Source organism: Mesorhizobium sp. P2_F5 (assembly GCF_056403715.1).
The window spans coordinates 48,618-63,715 of record NZ_JBFUEY010000010.1 but is presented as its reverse complement, the minus strand read 5'-3'; the positions used below and the strand labels follow the sequence as shown (position 1 = coordinate 63,715).

13 protein-coding genes and 1 riboswitch are annotated in these 15,098 nt (G+C 63.3%); of the genes, 6 read left to right on the top strand and 7 right to left on the bottom strand.

Translation table 11 applies throughout. The annotated features are described in order from the left end of the window. Positions 1 to 20: 20 nt before the first annotated feature. From AC1DYO_RS16430 to AC1DYO_RS16420, 3 genes are all read right to left on the bottom strand, one after another. Positions 21 to 782, bottom strand: a complete 762-nt coding sequence (locus tag AC1DYO_RS16430) for an amino acid ABC transporter ATP-binding protein (RefSeq protein WP_477264911.1) — start codon at positions 780 to 782, stop codon at positions 21 to 23. Next, on the bottom strand, positions 779 to 1,459 hold the full coding sequence (locus AC1DYO_RS16425; protein WP_477264909.1) for an amino acid ABC transporter permease: 681 nt from the start codon (positions 1,457 to 1,459) through the stop codon (positions 779 to 781). The genes AC1DYO_RS16430 and AC1DYO_RS16425 overlap by 4 nt, the downstream gene beginning before the upstream one ends. A gap of 143 nt (positions 1,460 to 1,602) precedes the next feature. Beyond that, positions 1,603 to 2,376: an amino acid ABC transporter substrate-binding protein gene (locus AC1DYO_RS16420; RefSeq protein ID WP_477264907.1), complete on the bottom strand. Its 774-nt coding sequence runs from the start codon at positions 2,374 to 2,376 to the stop codon at positions 1,603 to 1,605. Between the two features lie 447 nt (positions 2,377 to 2,823). Here AC1DYO_RS16420 and AC1DYO_RS16415 point away from each other — a divergent pair, with 447 nt between their 5' ends. Next, positions 2,824 to 3,687: an RNA polymerase factor sigma-32 gene (locus AC1DYO_RS16415; protein WP_477264905.1), complete on the top strand. Its 864-nt coding sequence runs from the start codon at positions 2,824 to 2,826 to the stop codon at positions 3,685 to 3,687. A gap of 128 nt (positions 3,688 to 3,815) precedes the next feature. Continuing rightward, a complete protein-coding gene (locus AC1DYO_RS16410; RefSeq protein WP_477264903.1) occupies positions 3,816 to 6,224 on the top strand; it encodes a caspase family protein in 2,409 nt (802 codons plus the stop codon). A gap of 33 nt (positions 6,225 to 6,257) precedes the next feature. Here the strand turns inward: AC1DYO_RS16410 and AC1DYO_RS16405 are convergent, their stop codons facing one another. The 4 genes from AC1DYO_RS16405 to thiB form a co-directional block, all read right to left on the bottom strand. Then, positions 6,258 to 7,664 (bottom strand): M48 family metalloprotease, encoded by a 1,407-nt coding sequence (locus AC1DYO_RS16405; protein WP_477265089.1) that lies wholly within the window; start codon positions 7,662 to 7,664, stop codon positions 6,258 to 6,260. A 336-nt stretch (positions 7,665 to 8,000) separates the two neighbouring features. Beyond that, complete coding sequence (thiQ, locus tag AC1DYO_RS16400; RefSeq protein ID WP_477264901.1) at positions 8,001 to 8,762, bottom strand: thiamine ABC transporter ATP-binding protein; 762 nt, start codon at positions 8,760 to 8,762, stop codon at positions 8,001 to 8,003. Further along, a complete protein-coding gene (thiP, locus tag AC1DYO_RS16395; protein ID WP_477264899.1) occupies positions 8,759 to 10,354 on the bottom strand; it encodes a thiamine/thiamine pyrophosphate ABC transporter permease in 1,596 nt (531 codons plus the stop codon). Before thiP ends, thiQ begins: the two co-directional genes overlap by 4 nt. 238 nt (positions 10,355 to 10,592) lie before the next feature. After that, positions 10,593 to 11,600, bottom strand: coding sequence for a thiamine ABC transporter substrate binding subunit (thiB, locus tag AC1DYO_RS16390; RefSeq protein ID WP_477264897.1), 1,008 nt, complete (start codon positions 11,598 to 11,600; stop codon positions 10,593 to 10,595). Positions 11,601 to 11,643: 43 nt separating this feature from the next. Continuing rightward, positions 11,644 to 11,758, bottom strand: a riboswitch (TPP riboswitch). A gap of 228 nt (positions 11,759 to 11,986) precedes the next feature. On the opposite strand from thiB, the gene AC1DYO_RS16385 reads away from it, so the two are divergent. The 4 genes from AC1DYO_RS16385 to AC1DYO_RS16370 all read left to right on the top strand — a co-directional run bounded on the left by AC1DYO_RS16385 (position 11,987) and on the right by AC1DYO_RS16370 (position 15,089). Next, positions 11,987 to 12,646 carry a thiamine diphosphokinase gene (locus AC1DYO_RS16385; RefSeq protein WP_477264895.1) on the top strand — a complete coding sequence of 220 codons (660 nt, stop codon included), beginning with the start codon at positions 11,987 to 11,989 and terminating at the stop codon, positions 12,644 to 12,646. A gap of 1 nt (position 12,647) precedes the next feature. Continuing rightward, positions 12,648 to 14,468, top strand: coding sequence for an ABC-F family ATP-binding cassette domain-containing protein (locus AC1DYO_RS16380; protein WP_477264893.1), 1,821 nt, complete (start codon positions 12,648 to 12,650; stop codon positions 14,466 to 14,468). Between the two features lie 79 nt (positions 14,469 to 14,547). Next, positions 14,548 to 14,790 (top strand): type II toxin-antitoxin system CcdA family antitoxin, encoded by a 243-nt coding sequence (locus tag AC1DYO_RS16375; RefSeq protein WP_181057822.1) that lies wholly within the window; start codon positions 14,548 to 14,550, stop codon positions 14,788 to 14,790. Further along, entirely contained in the window at positions 14,790 to 15,089 is a 300-nt protein-coding gene (locus AC1DYO_RS16370; RefSeq protein ID WP_477264890.1) for a CcdB family protein, read from the top strand. Before AC1DYO_RS16375 ends, AC1DYO_RS16370 begins: the two co-directional genes overlap by 1 nt. Positions 15,090 to 15,098 lie beyond the last annotated feature (9 nt).

Sequence of the window (15,098 nt, the reverse complement as noted above, 5' to 3'; positions counted from 1 at the left end):
ACGCTGCCGGTGACGTCTGCCTAAGCTTCCTTCTCGGCCTCCTGCTTCAGCGTTGCGATAAAACGCTTCGTCCGTTCGCGTTCCGGATTGGAGAACACCACGGCGGACGGCCCCTTCTCGACGACGACGCCGGCATCGAGGAAAACCACCTCCTGCGCGATCTTGGAGGCGAGCCTGAGATCGTGCGTCGCCATCACCATGGTCGTGCCTTCGCTCGCCAGCTTGCCGAGCACGTCGACGACTTCCTGCGCCAGTTCGGGATCGAGCGCCGAGGTCGGTTCGTCGCAGAGCAGCACCTTGGGCGACGGCGCTAGCGCGCGGGCAATCGCCACGCGCTGCTGCTGGCCGCCCGACAGCGTTGCCGGCCAGGCATCGGCCTTGTGCGCCATCCCGACCTTTTCGAGCAGCGCCAGCGCCCGCTCGCGCGCCTTTGCAGTCGGCCATTTCAGCACCGTCACCAGCACTTCCATGACGTTCTCGATGGCGGTGCGATGCGGAAACAGCTGGAAGTTCTGGAACACCATGCCGGTCTGCAGCCGCAGCCGTTGAATGTCCCGGCTGGGGATCTTGATGCCGGGACGGAATTCCAGCGTCTCGTCGCCGATGCGCACCGTGCCCGACGTCGGGATCTCCAGAAGGTTGATGCAACGCAGCAGCGTGCTTTTCCCCCCGCCGGACGGGCCGACCAGCGCGGTGACGCTGCCTTCGGCAATGGTGACCGTCACGCCTTTCAGCACGAGATTGTCGCCGAAGCGCTTTTCGATGTCGGTGAGGCCGATCATGAGCGCGCCTCCAGGAAGCCGCCATAGCGGTTGAGCCGTTCCTCCAGCCGCGTCTGCAGGGTCGACAGGACCGAGCTCATTGCCAGATAAAGGATCGCCGCTTCGACATAGAGGATCAGCGGCTCATAGGTGGTGGCGACGATACGCTGCGCCGCCTGGAACATCTCCGGCACGGTGATGGCCGCGGCCAGCGACGTATCCTTGACCAGCGAGATGAAGGTGTTGGACAGCGGCGGCACCGCGACGCGGCCGGCTTGCGGCAGGATGGTACGCCGCATCGCCTGGCTCCAGGTCATGCCGATCGAATAGGCCGCCTCCCACTGCCCTTTCGGCACCGAGCCGATCACGGCGCGGATGATTTCCGAACTGTAGGCGCCGATGTTGAGGGTGAAGCCGATCAGCGCCGCCGGGAATGCATCGAGCAATATGCCGACCGAGGGGAGGCCGTAGAAGATCAGGAACAGCTGCACCAGCAGCGGCGTGCCGCGAAAGATCCAGACATAGAAGCGGACGACAGCGACCAGCGGCTTCGGCCCGAACAGCCGCACCAGGGCGACAACCAGCCCGACGAACAGGCCGAGTGCGAACGACAGCAGGGTCAGCGGTACGGTGAAGATCAGCGCCGCCCATAACAGCGTCGGCAACGAGTCCAGCATCAGATGCAGCCAGTGCGGCACGAACGGCTCCTCCCCCTCACAGACTGCCGGCGATCACCGTCAGTGCGATTATGTGCTTCTCATATCATGCGAAAAACGGCGAGCCGTCAAAGACGGCCCGCCGCTGTTGTGTCATTGCCGCCGGCGATCGCCGGGGACCTTCGTTACTGCGAAACGTCCTGGCCGAAATAGGTGTCGGCGATCTTCTTGTAGGTGCCGTCGGCCTTGATGTCGGCCAGCGCCTTGTTGATGGCCGCCACCAGCTCCGGATCGCCCTTGCGCACGATAACGCCGGAATAGTCGGCGTCTTCTTCCTGCGCGGCGATCTTCACATTGGCGTCGGGCTTGTGCTTCTTGAAGTCGAGGAAGGACAGGCTGTCATTGATGGTGGCGTCGGCGCGGCCGGTGAGCAAAAGCTGGATCGACTGGTCGAAGCCGTCGGTGCCGACGAGCTCGGCGCCGTTTGTCTCGGCGAGCTTGCCGAAATTCGACGTCAGCGACTGCGCCGACTTCTTGCCCTTGAGATCGGCGAAGGTCTTGATGTCGGTGTTGTCGCCGCGCACGATCAGCACCGCCTTGGAGGCGATGTACGGGTCGGAGAAGTCGTACTTGGCCTTGCGCGCGTCGGTGATGCCGACCTCGTTGATGACGGCGTCATAGCGGTTGGCGTCGAGGCCGGCGATCAGCCCGTCCCATTTGCCTTCGAGGAACTCGACTTTCACACCTAGCTTGTCGCCGATCGCCTTGGCGATCTCGACGTCGAAGCCGACCAGCGCGCCGGAATCGTCATGATAGGTGAAGGGCGCGTAGGTGCCTTCCGTGCCGACCTTGATGGTGCCGGCCTGCTTGATCTGGTCGAGGTTGGCGCCGGCATGGCCTGATGTGACAGCCAGAACCTGCAGCGTTCCGGCGACGATGAGCGAGTTGAGCCATTTCATTTTTCTGTGATCCCGTCCTTGGCCGGTGTCCGGCGCTTGTGAGAGCCGGAAACTGACAGATAGAGAGCCGCAAAATAAGGAACCAGATTTCAAAAAAATGGCGATCCAGAAATCAGATACTCAAAGCTGCTATGTTCCGTGCCAATTACCCCGCTTTGCAGTGTCGAGGCACTCTGCCGGACAGCACAAAACAACCGCCATCGGCGGCGGAACCAATCCCCGGTGTGGCACGTTCATGCCGTGTTGTAGGGCGCGGCGTTTCCATTTCAAGAACCCTAGCTGCGCCAGACCGGAGCAATTCCAGGAAAAGTGTGAAACGGTTTTCCGTCAGGAATTGCTTCAAAACACAAGGAGATAGAGCGGGTCGTCGTTTCCTTGAAACGATGGACCACTCTAGAGATAGCGGCCGCCAGGCCGTCCGAAAATGTCCGAGAGCAGGAGCGCGGCATGATCGAAGACACGGCAGGACGGACCATGGTCCGCGCGGCGATGAAAGCGCCTTATCTCGAGCGCGACGAGGAACATGTTCTCGCCTTGCGCTGGAAGGAAGACCAGGACCAGCAGGCGCTGCACCAGATCACCGTCGCGCATATGCGGCTGGTCATCTCCATGGCTTCGAAATTCCGCCATTACGGCCTGCCGCTCGGCGATCTGGTCCAGGAGGGCCATGTCGGGCTGCTGGAGGCGGCGGCGCGTTTCGAGCCGGAGCGCGAGGTGCGCTTCTCGACCTATGCGACCTGGTGGATCCGCGCCTCGATGCAGGACTATATCCTGCGCAACTGGTCGATCGTACGCGGCGGCACCTCTTCGGCGCAAAAGGCGCTGTTTTTCAATCTGCGGCGCTTGCGCGCCCGGCTGGCCAACGGCGCCGAGCCGATCTCCAACGCCACGCTCTACCGCGAAGTCTCGGCGGCGCTCGGCGTCTCCGAGGCCGATGTGGCAATGATGGATTTCAGGCTTTCCGCGCCTGACTCCTCGCTCAACGCGCCACTCGCCGACGATACCGGCACCACCGAGCGCATGGACTTCCTGATCTCGGACGATCCGCTGCCGGATGAGGTCGCCGGCGACACCATCGATTTCGAACGCCGCCTGCTCTGGTTGAAGGCAGCGCTCAGAGCGCTCAATGCGCGCGAACTCAGGATCATCGAGGAACGCCGGCTGAGCGACGAAGGTGCCACGCTTGAGGCGCTTGGCGAGACGCTCGGCATTTCCAAGGAGCGCGTCCGCCAGATCGAGGCGCGAGCCATGGAAAAGCTGAAGGTGGCGCTGGTCAAGCAGAACCCTGAATTCGAGACGCAGGCAGCCTGAAATATCTTGTTGTCAGCAGTATTAATTTAATTGCCAACCAAAAAATAAGATCAGCACGCCTGATTTCCTTCTACCTCATGCCCAGATTGTGAATTCTTTAACAGACCCCCTTAGCCGAGGGGTGTCTTTTGGGGTTTCAGATCATAGCGGATGAGGATTTTGCCATGTCGCGATTCTGCGTGTTTCTTGCAGCTTTGATCCTTGTGACCCTGACGACTTTCGAGGCTAGCGCCGATCGAAGGGTTGCTCTTGTGATCGGCAATTCCGAATACCGGGAACTTCCGGCGCTCAAGAACCCGGACAAGGATGCCGGAGACATCGCAAGCACGTTCCGGACGGCCGGCTTCGACGTTTTCGTTGCCAAGGATTTGACCAGGCTTCAGTTCGAGGAGCGTTTCCGCACCTATCTCGCGGCGGCCGACGGTGCTGATCTCGCGGTGGTCTATTATTCGGGCCACGGCTTCCAGATCGGCGGCGAGAACTTTCTCATCCCGGTCGACGCCACGCTTAAGGACGCGGCCGACGTGGAAGTTCAGGCAATCAAGCTCGATGACATGTTGCTGCAGTTGCGATCGAAATCGAAAATCCAGGTGATTATCCTCGACGCCTGCCGCAACAATCCTTTTCCGCGCAAGAACTATTGGCTTCGCGACCAGCTGATCGTCGCCAGCGGTAGCGGATTGGCGCAGGTGAAGGGTTCTGAGAACGCGCTGATCGCCTTTGCCACCGAGCCGGGAGCCGTTGCCTATGACGGGAGCGGCAATCTCAGCCCATTTTCCTCCGCCTTCTCCCGTCGTGCGTTGGCGGCGAACCAGGAGATAAGGGCCGTCATGTCCGCCGTGCGCCGCGATGTGGTCAAGGCTACCGATGGCAAGCAGGTTCCATGGGAAAATTCCTCGCTTCTCGACGATGTCTTTCTGATGCCCCGCGCCAACCGCCCGGCGCTGCCGCCGGTGCTGGAGAAAATCGTGCCGTCCGGCATCGGGCCAGTCGCTCTGGATCTGCCGGCGCCGGTTGACGTCGACGGTGGCGCAGTCAGTGTCAGCATCGAAAGCCTGCCGGCACTCGGACGGCTGACGCTTGATGGCAAGCCCTTGGCCATGGGCGAAAGGATCGATGGTAAGGACCTGTCGCGTCTGCGCATGGACGCCCCCGAATTGGCGGGTGGGCAGGAACAGGTGGATACGCTGGCCTACACCACCCACAACGAGTGGGGTGGCGAATCCCAGGGCGTTCTGCTGTTGCGGATCAGGAACGGCGCGGGCGCCGAGGGCAAGCAGCTCGTGGCCTCACTCGCGGCCGAGCAGAAGCAGGCGGTGGTTGAGCGCGGCATTCGTATCGCCGACGCCGCCGAGGCGATCGAGAACCGCGACATCGAAATTCCCGTCGGCATCGGCCCGGTTCCGCTCAAGCTGGATTTCCCGGCCAAGGACCCGTCGATCAGCTTGAAGCTCGCAAGCTATCCGGCAACGGGGACGCTGTCCCTGCCGGACCGCATCCTGTCGCCTCAATCGAGCCTGATGGCCGACGATGTCGACAAATTGCGCTACGAGGCGCAGATCGGCTCCGCGACGCCCGTCGAGATCGGCTTTCAGATCCGTGCCGACAACGCATCGAAGCAGGCGACGCTGAAGCTGTCGCCAAGCGTCGATCCCTGCGATCGGGCGGCGGGCGAACCTCTCGACCTGCAAGGCGTTGTCCCAGGCCGACTAGCGAACGAGATTGGCGACGACGCGGTTGAGCTCTGCCAGGCCTCAGTGAAGGCCTATCCAGAGATTGCCCACTTCCGTTACCAACTCGGACGGGCGTTGCTGGCCTCGGGCAAGGTTGATGAGGCCAGGCAGGCAATCCAGCAGGCCGCCGACAAAGGATATGTCCGCGCGGCATTCGCACTCGGCTCCATCGCCTCGTCCGGAATAGGGACGGCCGCGGATCCTGACCAGGCCAACCGCTTCTATTCAAAGGCATCCGACAAGGGCGACCCCTACGCCATGACCGCGTGGGGACGCACCCTGTTCAATGGGCGCGGCGTCCAGCGCGATGCCGCCAAGGGATTGGACTTGCTGCTCAAATCGGCGGCGATGGGGCATATCGATGCCATGAACGATCTCGCATCGATCTTCATGGAAGGTCGCAATGGTGTTCCAGCTGATCCGGACCGCGCGCTCGCCTTCTTCAGAGCCGGGATCGAGCGGCAACAGATGTATTCCCTGGGTGTTCTCAGCACCCCAAAGCAGGTCGCCTTGGCGGTTCCGGCGTGCAAGGTCCAGCCCCCAAAAATCATCACGAAAATAAAGGTGGTTCATATACCTGCGCCAAGACCGAAGACCCCGAAGGCAGGCAAGCGGACAGCCGCAGCAATCCCGGACAACCCCGTGCAGAAGCAAAACGGCAGGGCCGCATGGGCCGGCAACAACGGTAATGGTTCCGAGCGCGGTTCTGCAAACCCTGGTGGTGGTGAGGAGACCGATAGCAGCACCAGCGAAGGCACCGATGGCGACAGCGGCACCGATACCAACACTGACAGCCATCTCTGAGGGTGGGCAGACCTATCGAACCGGACTGCGCTGCTACTTGTCCGTAACGATCTTGACCTTGTCGCCGGCCGAAACCGAGGCGCCCGGCGACATCGCGTTGAGCACCCTGAACAGATCGAGCTTGCGGTCGACGCCGACCATCTGCGCCGACAGCGAGCCCATGGTCTGGCCCGCCTGAACGGTGACCACGCGGATGTGCAGCGGCTTCAGCGCCGCCTTTTCGGCAGGGCTCAGGATGCGGAACGAACCGCTGACCGAGCGCGCCACCGGGTCGAGCGTTGTGCTGGCTGAGGGGGCCGCCGTCAACAGCCGGTAGACCTGGCCGCCGGCGCGGATCACCGCAATGTCGAACTGCCAGCCATCGGCGCCGGCATGCGCGGTCGCCGCCTCGTTGCCGTTGATCGTCTCCTGGCGCACGCTGGTCTCGTCGAGACCGGCCACCCAGCCGCTTCTGATATAGTCTGTCAGCGCGCGGTTCTTGTCGATCGACACGCCGTCGAACCGTACCGCCATGTCGCCGGGGCCAGTCGCCGTCACCGCCGCCGCCGTATTGTCGATGATGAAACCGTCCGGCACGGTGAACGATACGCCGAGCCCCGGATGCAGGAAGGTCTGGCCGCGCACATAGCCTTCTTCCGGAGTGTCGCCGTAAAGCAGGCCGTCAATGCCGGCCAGGAAGGAATCGCGGTCGCGCGTGCCGACGCCCGGCGCGCCGAACTGGCGGGCATGGCGCTGCGCCAGATCGATGCGCTGCGGCGTGTTGGGGTGTGTGGCCAGGAAGTCGAGGCTGGCATCGGTGGCGCCTGATATCGAGCGGAAATCGGTATAGGCCGACATCGATTGCAGGAAGCGGCCGGCGGCATAGGGATCGTAGCCGGCTTCGCCGATCGACTTGATGCCAATGGCGTCGGCCTCCAGCTCCTGGTTGCGCGAGAACTGCGCCAGCCTGAGCTTGCCGCGGATCAATGCCGCCTTGGCGGTCGGGCTGTCGCCAAGCACATCGGAAACCACCTTGGTCGCCAGGCCTTCCTCAGCCTCGAGCTGCTGGCGCTGCAGGCCGTGGTTAGCGGTGACGTGGCCCATCTCATGCGCGATGACGGCCGCGAGTTCGGCCGAATCATTGGCCAGAGCCAGCAGGCCGCGGGTGACGTAGAGATAGCCGCCCGGCAGGGCAAAAGCGTTGACGTTGGGCGAATTGAGGATGGTGATGCGATAGGTCTGGGTCGGATTGGCCGACACTACGGTCAGGCTGCCGACGACCTTGGCCACCATGCGCTCAAGCTTAGGATCGGAATATTCACCGCCATAAGTGGCCAGGATGCGCGGATGCTGCGCCTTTGCCAGTTCGGCGAGCTTGCTGTTGGCGGCGACATTGTCGACCGTGATCGGTCTGTCGGAAGGCTGGAAGCCGGATTCCTGTACCTCGGGCGGCGTGAACATCTGGCAACTGGCCAGCGCCACGGCAAGGCCGGCCAGCGCGAGGAAGCGCACCAGCGGTCTGCGTCTCAAAGTGTCAGTGCCGGTCGACAGCACGGCGTCCCTTCAGCTCTCGGCGCAGGACCTGGACCCAGGGGTCCGCGCCAGCGAAAAATCGAATTTTTCGGTGGCAATCCTGCCCAAATCAAAAAACCTACAGCGTTTTACGCATCCGGATAGATGCGGCGCTGTAGGGGGCAAATCACGGCTCGTGCCGGACCAGTACTGGGCGGACCTAGCCACATCAGCTGGACCATGGCAAGCAAGCGCCACATCACCTGTAGCCGGTTTGGTCGTAAATTATGTCCGCTTCCGGGCAATATCGCGTGATCCGCCCGAACTTGCGCCGATATAGCGCCGAAACGCTTCAGGGCCAGTGCCAGCGAAAAAATCGGCGGCAAGTCCCGTTGCGGCAACCCCGCCATTGTCCAGAAAAACAATGTCCTCGCCGATGCGTCGCGCGTCTTCCGGCTGATGCGTAACGAACAGCACCGTCATCGCCCGCTCGGCATGGACGCCGGCCACAAGGTCGAGCATGTCGTCGCGCAGCGCGGGTCCGAGCGACGCGAACGGCTCGTCGAGCAACAGCACCGGCCGGTCGCGCACCAGCACGCGGGCAAGCGCCACGCGCTGCCGCTCCCCGCCGGAGAGCTCGCGCGGCAGGCGCTTTTCCTTGCCGGCAAGGCCGACACGGCTCAGTGCCTCGGCGATTGCGGCGCGGTCGGCCTCGGTCAGGCTGAGCGAAGGCGAGCGGCCGAGGCCGACATTCTTCTCGACCGAGAGATGAGCAAACAGATTGTTTTCCTGGAACACCATCGAGACTGGTCGCGCCGACGGCGCGGAAGCGCCGACATCGGCGCCGCCGATCAGAACGCGGCCGGATTGCGGCGTCTCGAAGCCGGCCACCAGATTGAGCAGGGTCGATTTTCCCGAACCGCTTGCCCCCATGATGGCGGTGATCTTGGACGCCGCGAATTCGACATCGAACAGGAACGGCGCCTCGCCATAGCTGAACGAGACCTTGTCCAGCCGAACGGCCGCGCCTTTGTTGGCGGAATTCACGATCTTTCTCCACGTCCCAACCAGTCCGCGACGACCACCAAGGCGAGGCAGACCGCCCCGAGCAGCAAAGCCAGTCCGGCGGCGTCGGCTGTGCGGTAGCTGCCCATGCGCGCCAGCAGGAGATAAGGCAATGTCTGCACCGAATCGCTGCCGAACAGCGCGATGACGCCGAGATCGCCGAGCGACAACGCCATGGCGAAGGCAAAGCCGGTGGCCAGCGGCCGCCGAAGCGACGGCCAGTCGACCAGCCGCAGCCGGTTCCAGCCGGAAATGCCGAGCTGTGCGCACAGCTTTTCGTGGCGTTCGCTCGCTGCATCATAGGCCGGACGCATCGCGCGGATGGCAAAAGGCATCGCCATTACCGCATTGACGGTGACGACCATGACCGGCGCGATGGCAAAGACATCGCTGACCGTGCGCAGCAAGAGGAACCAGCCGGTGCCGATGACGATGGGCGGCACGACGAGGACAAAACCGGCGCCGTTGTCGGTGGCATGTTCGAGCAGCGAGCGGCCGCCACGGCGGCGCAGGGCCAGCGCCCGGCGCGCCATGATCAGCGACAGCGACAGCGCCACCGAAAGCAGCGCCGCCAGCAGCCCGAGACCGGCGCTGGTCAGCGTCGCCTGGCGCACAGCACTTTCACTGGCGAGCCGGCTGAGATCGGCGCCAAGGCCGGATGCGACGGTTGCCGCCATAGGCCCAGCGACGAACAGCAAGGCGAGCACGATCAGGATGGCATTGAACGCCGTTTCAGTTGTTCCGGCGGAGAGATAGCGGCGCGGCGCCACTGGCAGGTTGGCGTCGCCGGTCACGTTGGCGCCCAGCCGCGTCAGCGCCAGCACGACGGCAAAGGTCAGCGCGATCTGCAGCACAGTCAGTGTGACTGCCCTTGCCGGATCGAAGTCGAAACGCAGCGCCTGGTAGATGGCTACCTCGAGCGTCGTCGCGGCCGGCCCGCCGCCGAGGATGAGGACGATGGTGAAGGAGGTGATGCAGAGCATGAAGACAAGTCCGGCGACGCCCGGCAGGGATGCGCGCAGCACCGGCCATTCGATCAGCCGGAAGGCTGCTCTCGCCCCCATGCCGAGCTGGCTTGCCAGCCGCCATTGATCGGCAGGCACCGTCCCCAGCGCCTCCAGGAACAGCCGCGTGGCCAGCGGCAGATTGAAGAAGACATGGGCGACGAGGATGCCCGAAAGCCCATAGATATCGGGCCAGCTTTGGCCGGCGATCGCGGCGAAATAGCCGGCGCGGCCATAGAGCGCCAGTATGCCCAGCGCCGCGACAATGGCCGGCAGTGCCAGCGGCACGGTGAACAGCTGCAGGATGAAGCCACGACCGAAGAAGCGCGGATGCCGTGACAAAGCGCGGGCGACGAGCAGCGCCGGCACGACGGAAAGCAGCGTCGAGAGCGCCGCCTGCCAAAGCGTGAAGCGGACGACGCGCAGAAGATAGAGATCGAAGGCGGACGCGGCGCCTGAGAGGTCGTGCGCGCCTTCGCGGATGAGGCCGGCGAAAGCGCCGCCAACCAGCAGCGCGATTGCCGCAAGCGCGATGATGCCGGCGGTGATGCGGGGATCAGAGCGTTGCACGCCGGACCGCCCAAGGGATCTCTAGCGGGCGTCGCGTTCCTTCGCGCCCCCCTCTGTCCTGCCGGACATCTCCCCCACGAGGGGGGAGATCAGCCATCTCCGCGTCCCACTCATTCCTGCAACCTTGGCGATTGGCGAAATCGCCGATGACAGCCAATCTCCCCCCTCGTGGGGGAGATGTCCGGCAGGACAGAGGGGGGCGCCGTAGAGCGATCATCTTCGATCAGCCTACCACAGGCTACTTGCTCATCACCGTCAGCCACTCATCCACCCATGCCTTGCGGTTGGCCGCGACTTCTTCGGGGCTGAACAGCAAGGTCTTCGCCGGCTTGACCAATTTGTCGAAGGCCGGGTTGAGCGGCTTGCCGGTCTTCCCCGCCGGGAACATCCAGTTGGTCTCGGGAATGACGTCCTGGAACTTCGGTCCGGTCATGAAGGCCAAAAACTTTGCCGCCAGCGGGTTTTTCGCACCCGTGGTGGTGATGCCGGTGACCTCGATCTGCAGATACTCGCCTTCCTCGAAGGACGCCGCCTGATAGCGCTCAGTGTTCTCGGCCACCATGTGGTAGGCCGGCGACGTCGTGTAGGACAGCACCATGGGCGCTTCGCCTTTGGTGAACAGGCCGTAGGCCTCGCTCCAGCCCGGCGTCACCGTCAGCACCTTCGGCTTCAACTTGGCCCAGGCTTCCGGCGCCTTGTCGCCATAGACCGACTTGACCCAGAGGAGCAGGCCGAGGCCAGGCGTCGACGTCCGCGGATCCTGGATGACGATCTTGTCGGCGGCGTCGCCCTCGACCAATTCCTTCAGGCTCTTCGGCGGGTTCTTCAGCTTTTCGGTGTCATAGACGACAGCGAAATAACCATAGTCGTAGGGGACGAAAGTATCATCGCTCCAACCGCCCGGCACACTGTTTTCAGCCACCGCGCCATGCGGGACAAACAGGCCGGTGGCTTTGGCTTCGGCGGTCAGGTTGGTGTCGAGGCCAAGCACGATATCGGCCTTGGTCGAGGCACCTTCGAGCTTGACGCGGTTGAGCAGCGCGACGCCATCGGCGACCGAGACGAAGTCGACGCTGCAGCCGCATTCGGCTTCGAATTCCTTCTTCACAGCAGGGCCTGGCCCCCAGTCGGCGGTGAAGCTCTCGTAGGTATAGATGGTGAGTTTGTCCTGCGCGGACGCAGGGCTTGCCAAAAGCGAAACAGCAAGACCCAGGGCTGGGACAAGACGGGACAAAAACATGCGCATCGGCGCCTCCTTCATTCGTGTTGAAAGGAATTGAGGCGCCGGTCTGTCCGAAGCGTCTAATCCCTCCGCCGGTACAAACCGGATCAGGTTCAGCGGGTTGGCGAGACTGCCTCTCAGCCGGTCCGCGAAGATCGCGTCCGGCACCCCGTTAGAGCGTTTCGACACATAGGCCCGGCCAAGGTGCCACGCAAGCGGAACTTTGCCAGAGCATGATCCCGAAAAGTGGGAACCGGTTTTCTCGGACAAACGGGAACCGTTTTGTCCGGAGATCATGCTCCAGCAAAGAGCTAGATCAGGATGAAGATTCAACCAAACGTCATCCTGATCTAGCAGCAGCGCGGCTCGGCCTTCCGTTTCGCCGGCGGGGCTGGTAAGGGCCACCGGATATGACCACATTCACCATCCTGCTTGGCGGCGATCTCGTCCGCACGCCGCGGCTCGACCGCCAGGTCGAAGGCACGCGCGTCATCGCCGCCGACGCCGGCATCGGCCATGCCCGCCTGCTTGGCCTGATGCCGGAGCTATGGGTGGGCGACTTCGATTCCGTGCCGGCGGACCTTCCCGCCGATCTCGCCGCAGTGCCGCGCCAGGTATTTCCGCCCGAAAAAGACAAGACTGATGGCGAACTGGCGATCGCAGCGGCGTTGGAGCGTGGCGCCACCAGCCTGGTGCTGGCCGGCGCTTTCGGCGGCAAGCGCGCCGACCATGCGTATCTGCACCTGGCGCTCAGCCTGAGGCTGGCCGAGGCCGGCACAAAAGTGCTGTTGACCAGCGGCGCGCAGGAGGGCGTTCCCCTTTTGCCCGGCAAGGCCAGCTTCGACTATGCCGATGGCACGCTGTTTTCGGTGCTCGGCTTCTCCGATCTTTCGGGCCTCACCGTGGCCGGCGCCAAATGGCCGCTCGACCATGTCGAGGTTGCCTTCGGCTCGTCGCTGACCATCTCCAACGAGGTCAAGTCACAGAAGACCGGGGGCCGGCTCGAAATCGCGCTCGGTCATGGCCGCGCGCTGCTGCTCGCTCATCCCTATCCCTTGCCTGAAAGCTGACATGGCCCCGCCTCTTCTCAACCTCGACGGGATAAAACTGACCTTCGGCGGTACACCACTGCTCGACGGCGCCGAACTCACGGCATCCGCCGGCGACAAGATCGCACTGGTCGGCCGCAACGGCTCCGGCAAGTCGACGCTGCTCAAGATCGCCGCCGGGCTGATCGAGCCGCAGGACGGCGAAGTGTTCCGCCAGCCTTCGGCGACGGTGCGTTATCTCCCGCAAATGCCCGACATGGACGGCTTTGCCAATGTGCGTGCCTATGTCGAGGCGGGACTCGGGCCGGGCGACGATCCCTACCGTGCCACATATCTGATGGAGCATCTCGGCCTCGCTGGCACGGAGAACCCCAACGACCTCTCCGGCGGCGAGGCGCGCCGTGCCGCTCTCGCCCGTGTCATGGCGCCCGAGCCCGACATATTGCTGCTTGATGAGCCGACGAACCATCTCGATCTGTCTGTCATCGAATGGCTGGAAGAGGAGCTTGTCCGCACCTCGTCGGCGCTGATCGTCATCTCGCACGACCGTCGCTTCCTCGAACGCGTCTCGCGCGCCACCGTCTGGCTCGACCGCGGCCAGACCCGCCGTTTGGACAAGGGTTTTGGCCATTTCGAGGAATGGCGCGACCTGGTGCTGGAAGAGGAAGAGCGCGAGCAGCACAAGCTCGGACGGCAGATCGTGCGCGAGGAGCACTGGCTGCGCTATGGCGTGACCGCGCGGCGCAAGCGCAACATGCGCCGGCTTGGCGAATTGCAGACCATGCGTCAGCGTTTTCGCGGCCATCGCGGCGCCGAAGGCTCGGCCACCATGGTGGCCAGCGACGCCGCCGAATCCGGCAAGCTGGTGATCGAGGCCAAGAACATCGAAAAGAGCTTTGACGACCTTACCGTGGTCAAAGGGTTTTCGACCCGCATCCAGCGCGGCGATCGCGTCGGCCTGGTCGGGCCGAACGGCGCCGGCAAGACGACGCTGTTGAAGATGCTGACCGGCGAGATGAAGCCCGACGCCGGTTCGGTGCGGCTCGGCACCAATCTGGAGATCGCCACGCTCGACCAGAAGCGCGAGTCGGTCGACCCGGCCGAGACGCTGGCGCAATATCTCACCGACGGGCGCGGCGAAAACCTCGTCATCAATGGCGAGCAGCGCCATGTCGTCTCTTACATGAAGGATTTCCTGTTCAAGCCGGAACAGGCGCGCACGCCGGTGCGCGAGCTGTCCGGCGGCGAACGGGCGCGGCTGCTTTTGGCGCGCGTTCTGGCACGGCCGGCGAACCTTCTGGTGCTTGATGAGCCGACCAACGATCTCGACATGGAGACGCTGGAACTGTTGCAGGAACTGGTCGCCGGCTTTGCCGGCACCGTCATCCTGGTAAGCCACGACCGCGACTTCCTTGACCGCACCGTAACCAGCATCATCGCGCCGGACGGTGGCGGCCGCTGGATCGAATATGCCGGCGGCTATTCCGACATGCTGGCGCAGCGCGGCGGCACCCGGCTCGACGACCGCAGGGCGCGGCCGAAGGCCGAGAATGGTGAGACGCCGACAGCCGGCAAGAGCGAACCGGCAGCGCCAAAGGGACCGGCGAAGAAACTGTCGTTCAAGCAGAAATTCGCACTGGAATCGTTGCCCAAGAAGATCGAAGCCGTGACGGCCTCGATTTCACGGCTGGAGAACAACATCGCCGATCCTGCTTATTACGAGCGCGACCCGGCCTCGTTCCAGAAGACCATCGCCGCCCTCGACAAGGAACGCGCCACGCTGGCAGCGCTCGAGGAAGAGTGGCTGGAACTGGAAATGCTGCGGGAAGAGATGGAAGGGTAGGCCCCTCCAATCGGCATCGCACGATTATTGCCTCCGTACCGGAATGCGCATACATTATGCGCATGTCTCGGAGGCTATTATGCGTAAGATTGCCTTGAATGCGATCCGTCAGCCAGCAAACCTGTCGATCGATTCGAACCTCATGAGAGAGGCCAAGGGGCTCGATGTGAATGTCTCGCGCGCCGCTGAGGCCGGTATAGCGGAGGCGGTGGCGGCTGAAAAAACGCGACTATGGAAGCTTGAGAACCGCGCCACTATGGATGCGTGGAACGACTATATCGACAAGGCCGGCATCCCGCTGGAAGAGTACCGGCAGTTCTGATGGCCCGCTACGATGTCTTTGCTGCCCGCAGCGAAGGCAACTATTTGCTCGACGTTCAATCCGACCTGCTCGACAATTTCAAGACGCGGGTAGTCGTCCCGCTACTCCCGGTCGCAACGGTGCCGCCGCCGATGCGAAAGCTTCATCCGATCTTCGAGATCAACGGCCGCAAGCTGGTTATGGCCACACACCTGATTGCTACTGTTCCCGCAAGCGAATTGGGTGAAAGCCGGCTGAACCTGACGAAGCATCACGACGACATCGTCGCCGCGCTCGACATGCTGTTTCAAGGCTTCTGAGCGATGGTA

Coding starts and splice junctions, on each gene's coding strand:
- AC1DYO_RS16415 (WP_477264905.1), top strand. CDS start 2,824: ATGATCGAAGACACGGCAGGACGGACCATGGTCCGCGCGGCGATGAAA.
- thiB (WP_477264897.1), bottom strand. CDS start 11,600: ATGCGCATGTTTTTGTCCCGTCTTGTCCCAGCCCTGGGTCTTGCTGTT.
- AC1DYO_RS16380 (WP_477264893.1), top strand. CDS start 12,648: ATGGCCCCGCCTCTTCTCAACCTCGACGGGATAAAACTGACCTTCGGC.
- AC1DYO_RS16370 (WP_477264890.1), top strand. CDS start 14,790: ATGGCCCGCTACGATGTCTTTGCTGCCCGCAGCGAAGGCAACTATTTG.
- AC1DYO_RS16420 (WP_477264907.1), bottom strand. CDS start 2,376: ATGAAATGGCTCAACTCGCTCATCGTCGCCGGAACGCTGCAGGTTCTG.
- AC1DYO_RS16405 (WP_477265089.1), bottom strand. CDS start 7,664: ATGTTCACGCCGCCCGAGGTACAGGAATCCGGCTTCCAGCCTTCCGAC.
- AC1DYO_RS16385 (WP_477264895.1), top strand. CDS start 11,987: ATGACCACATTCACCATCCTGCTTGGCGGCGATCTCGTCCGCACGCCG.
- AC1DYO_RS16430 (WP_477264911.1), bottom strand. CDS start 782: ATGATCGGCCTCACCGACATCGAAAAGCGCTTCGGCGACAATCTCGTG.
- AC1DYO_RS16375 (WP_181057822.1), top strand. CDS start 14,548: ATGCGTAAGATTGCCTTGAATGCGATCCGTCAGCCAGCAAACCTGTCG.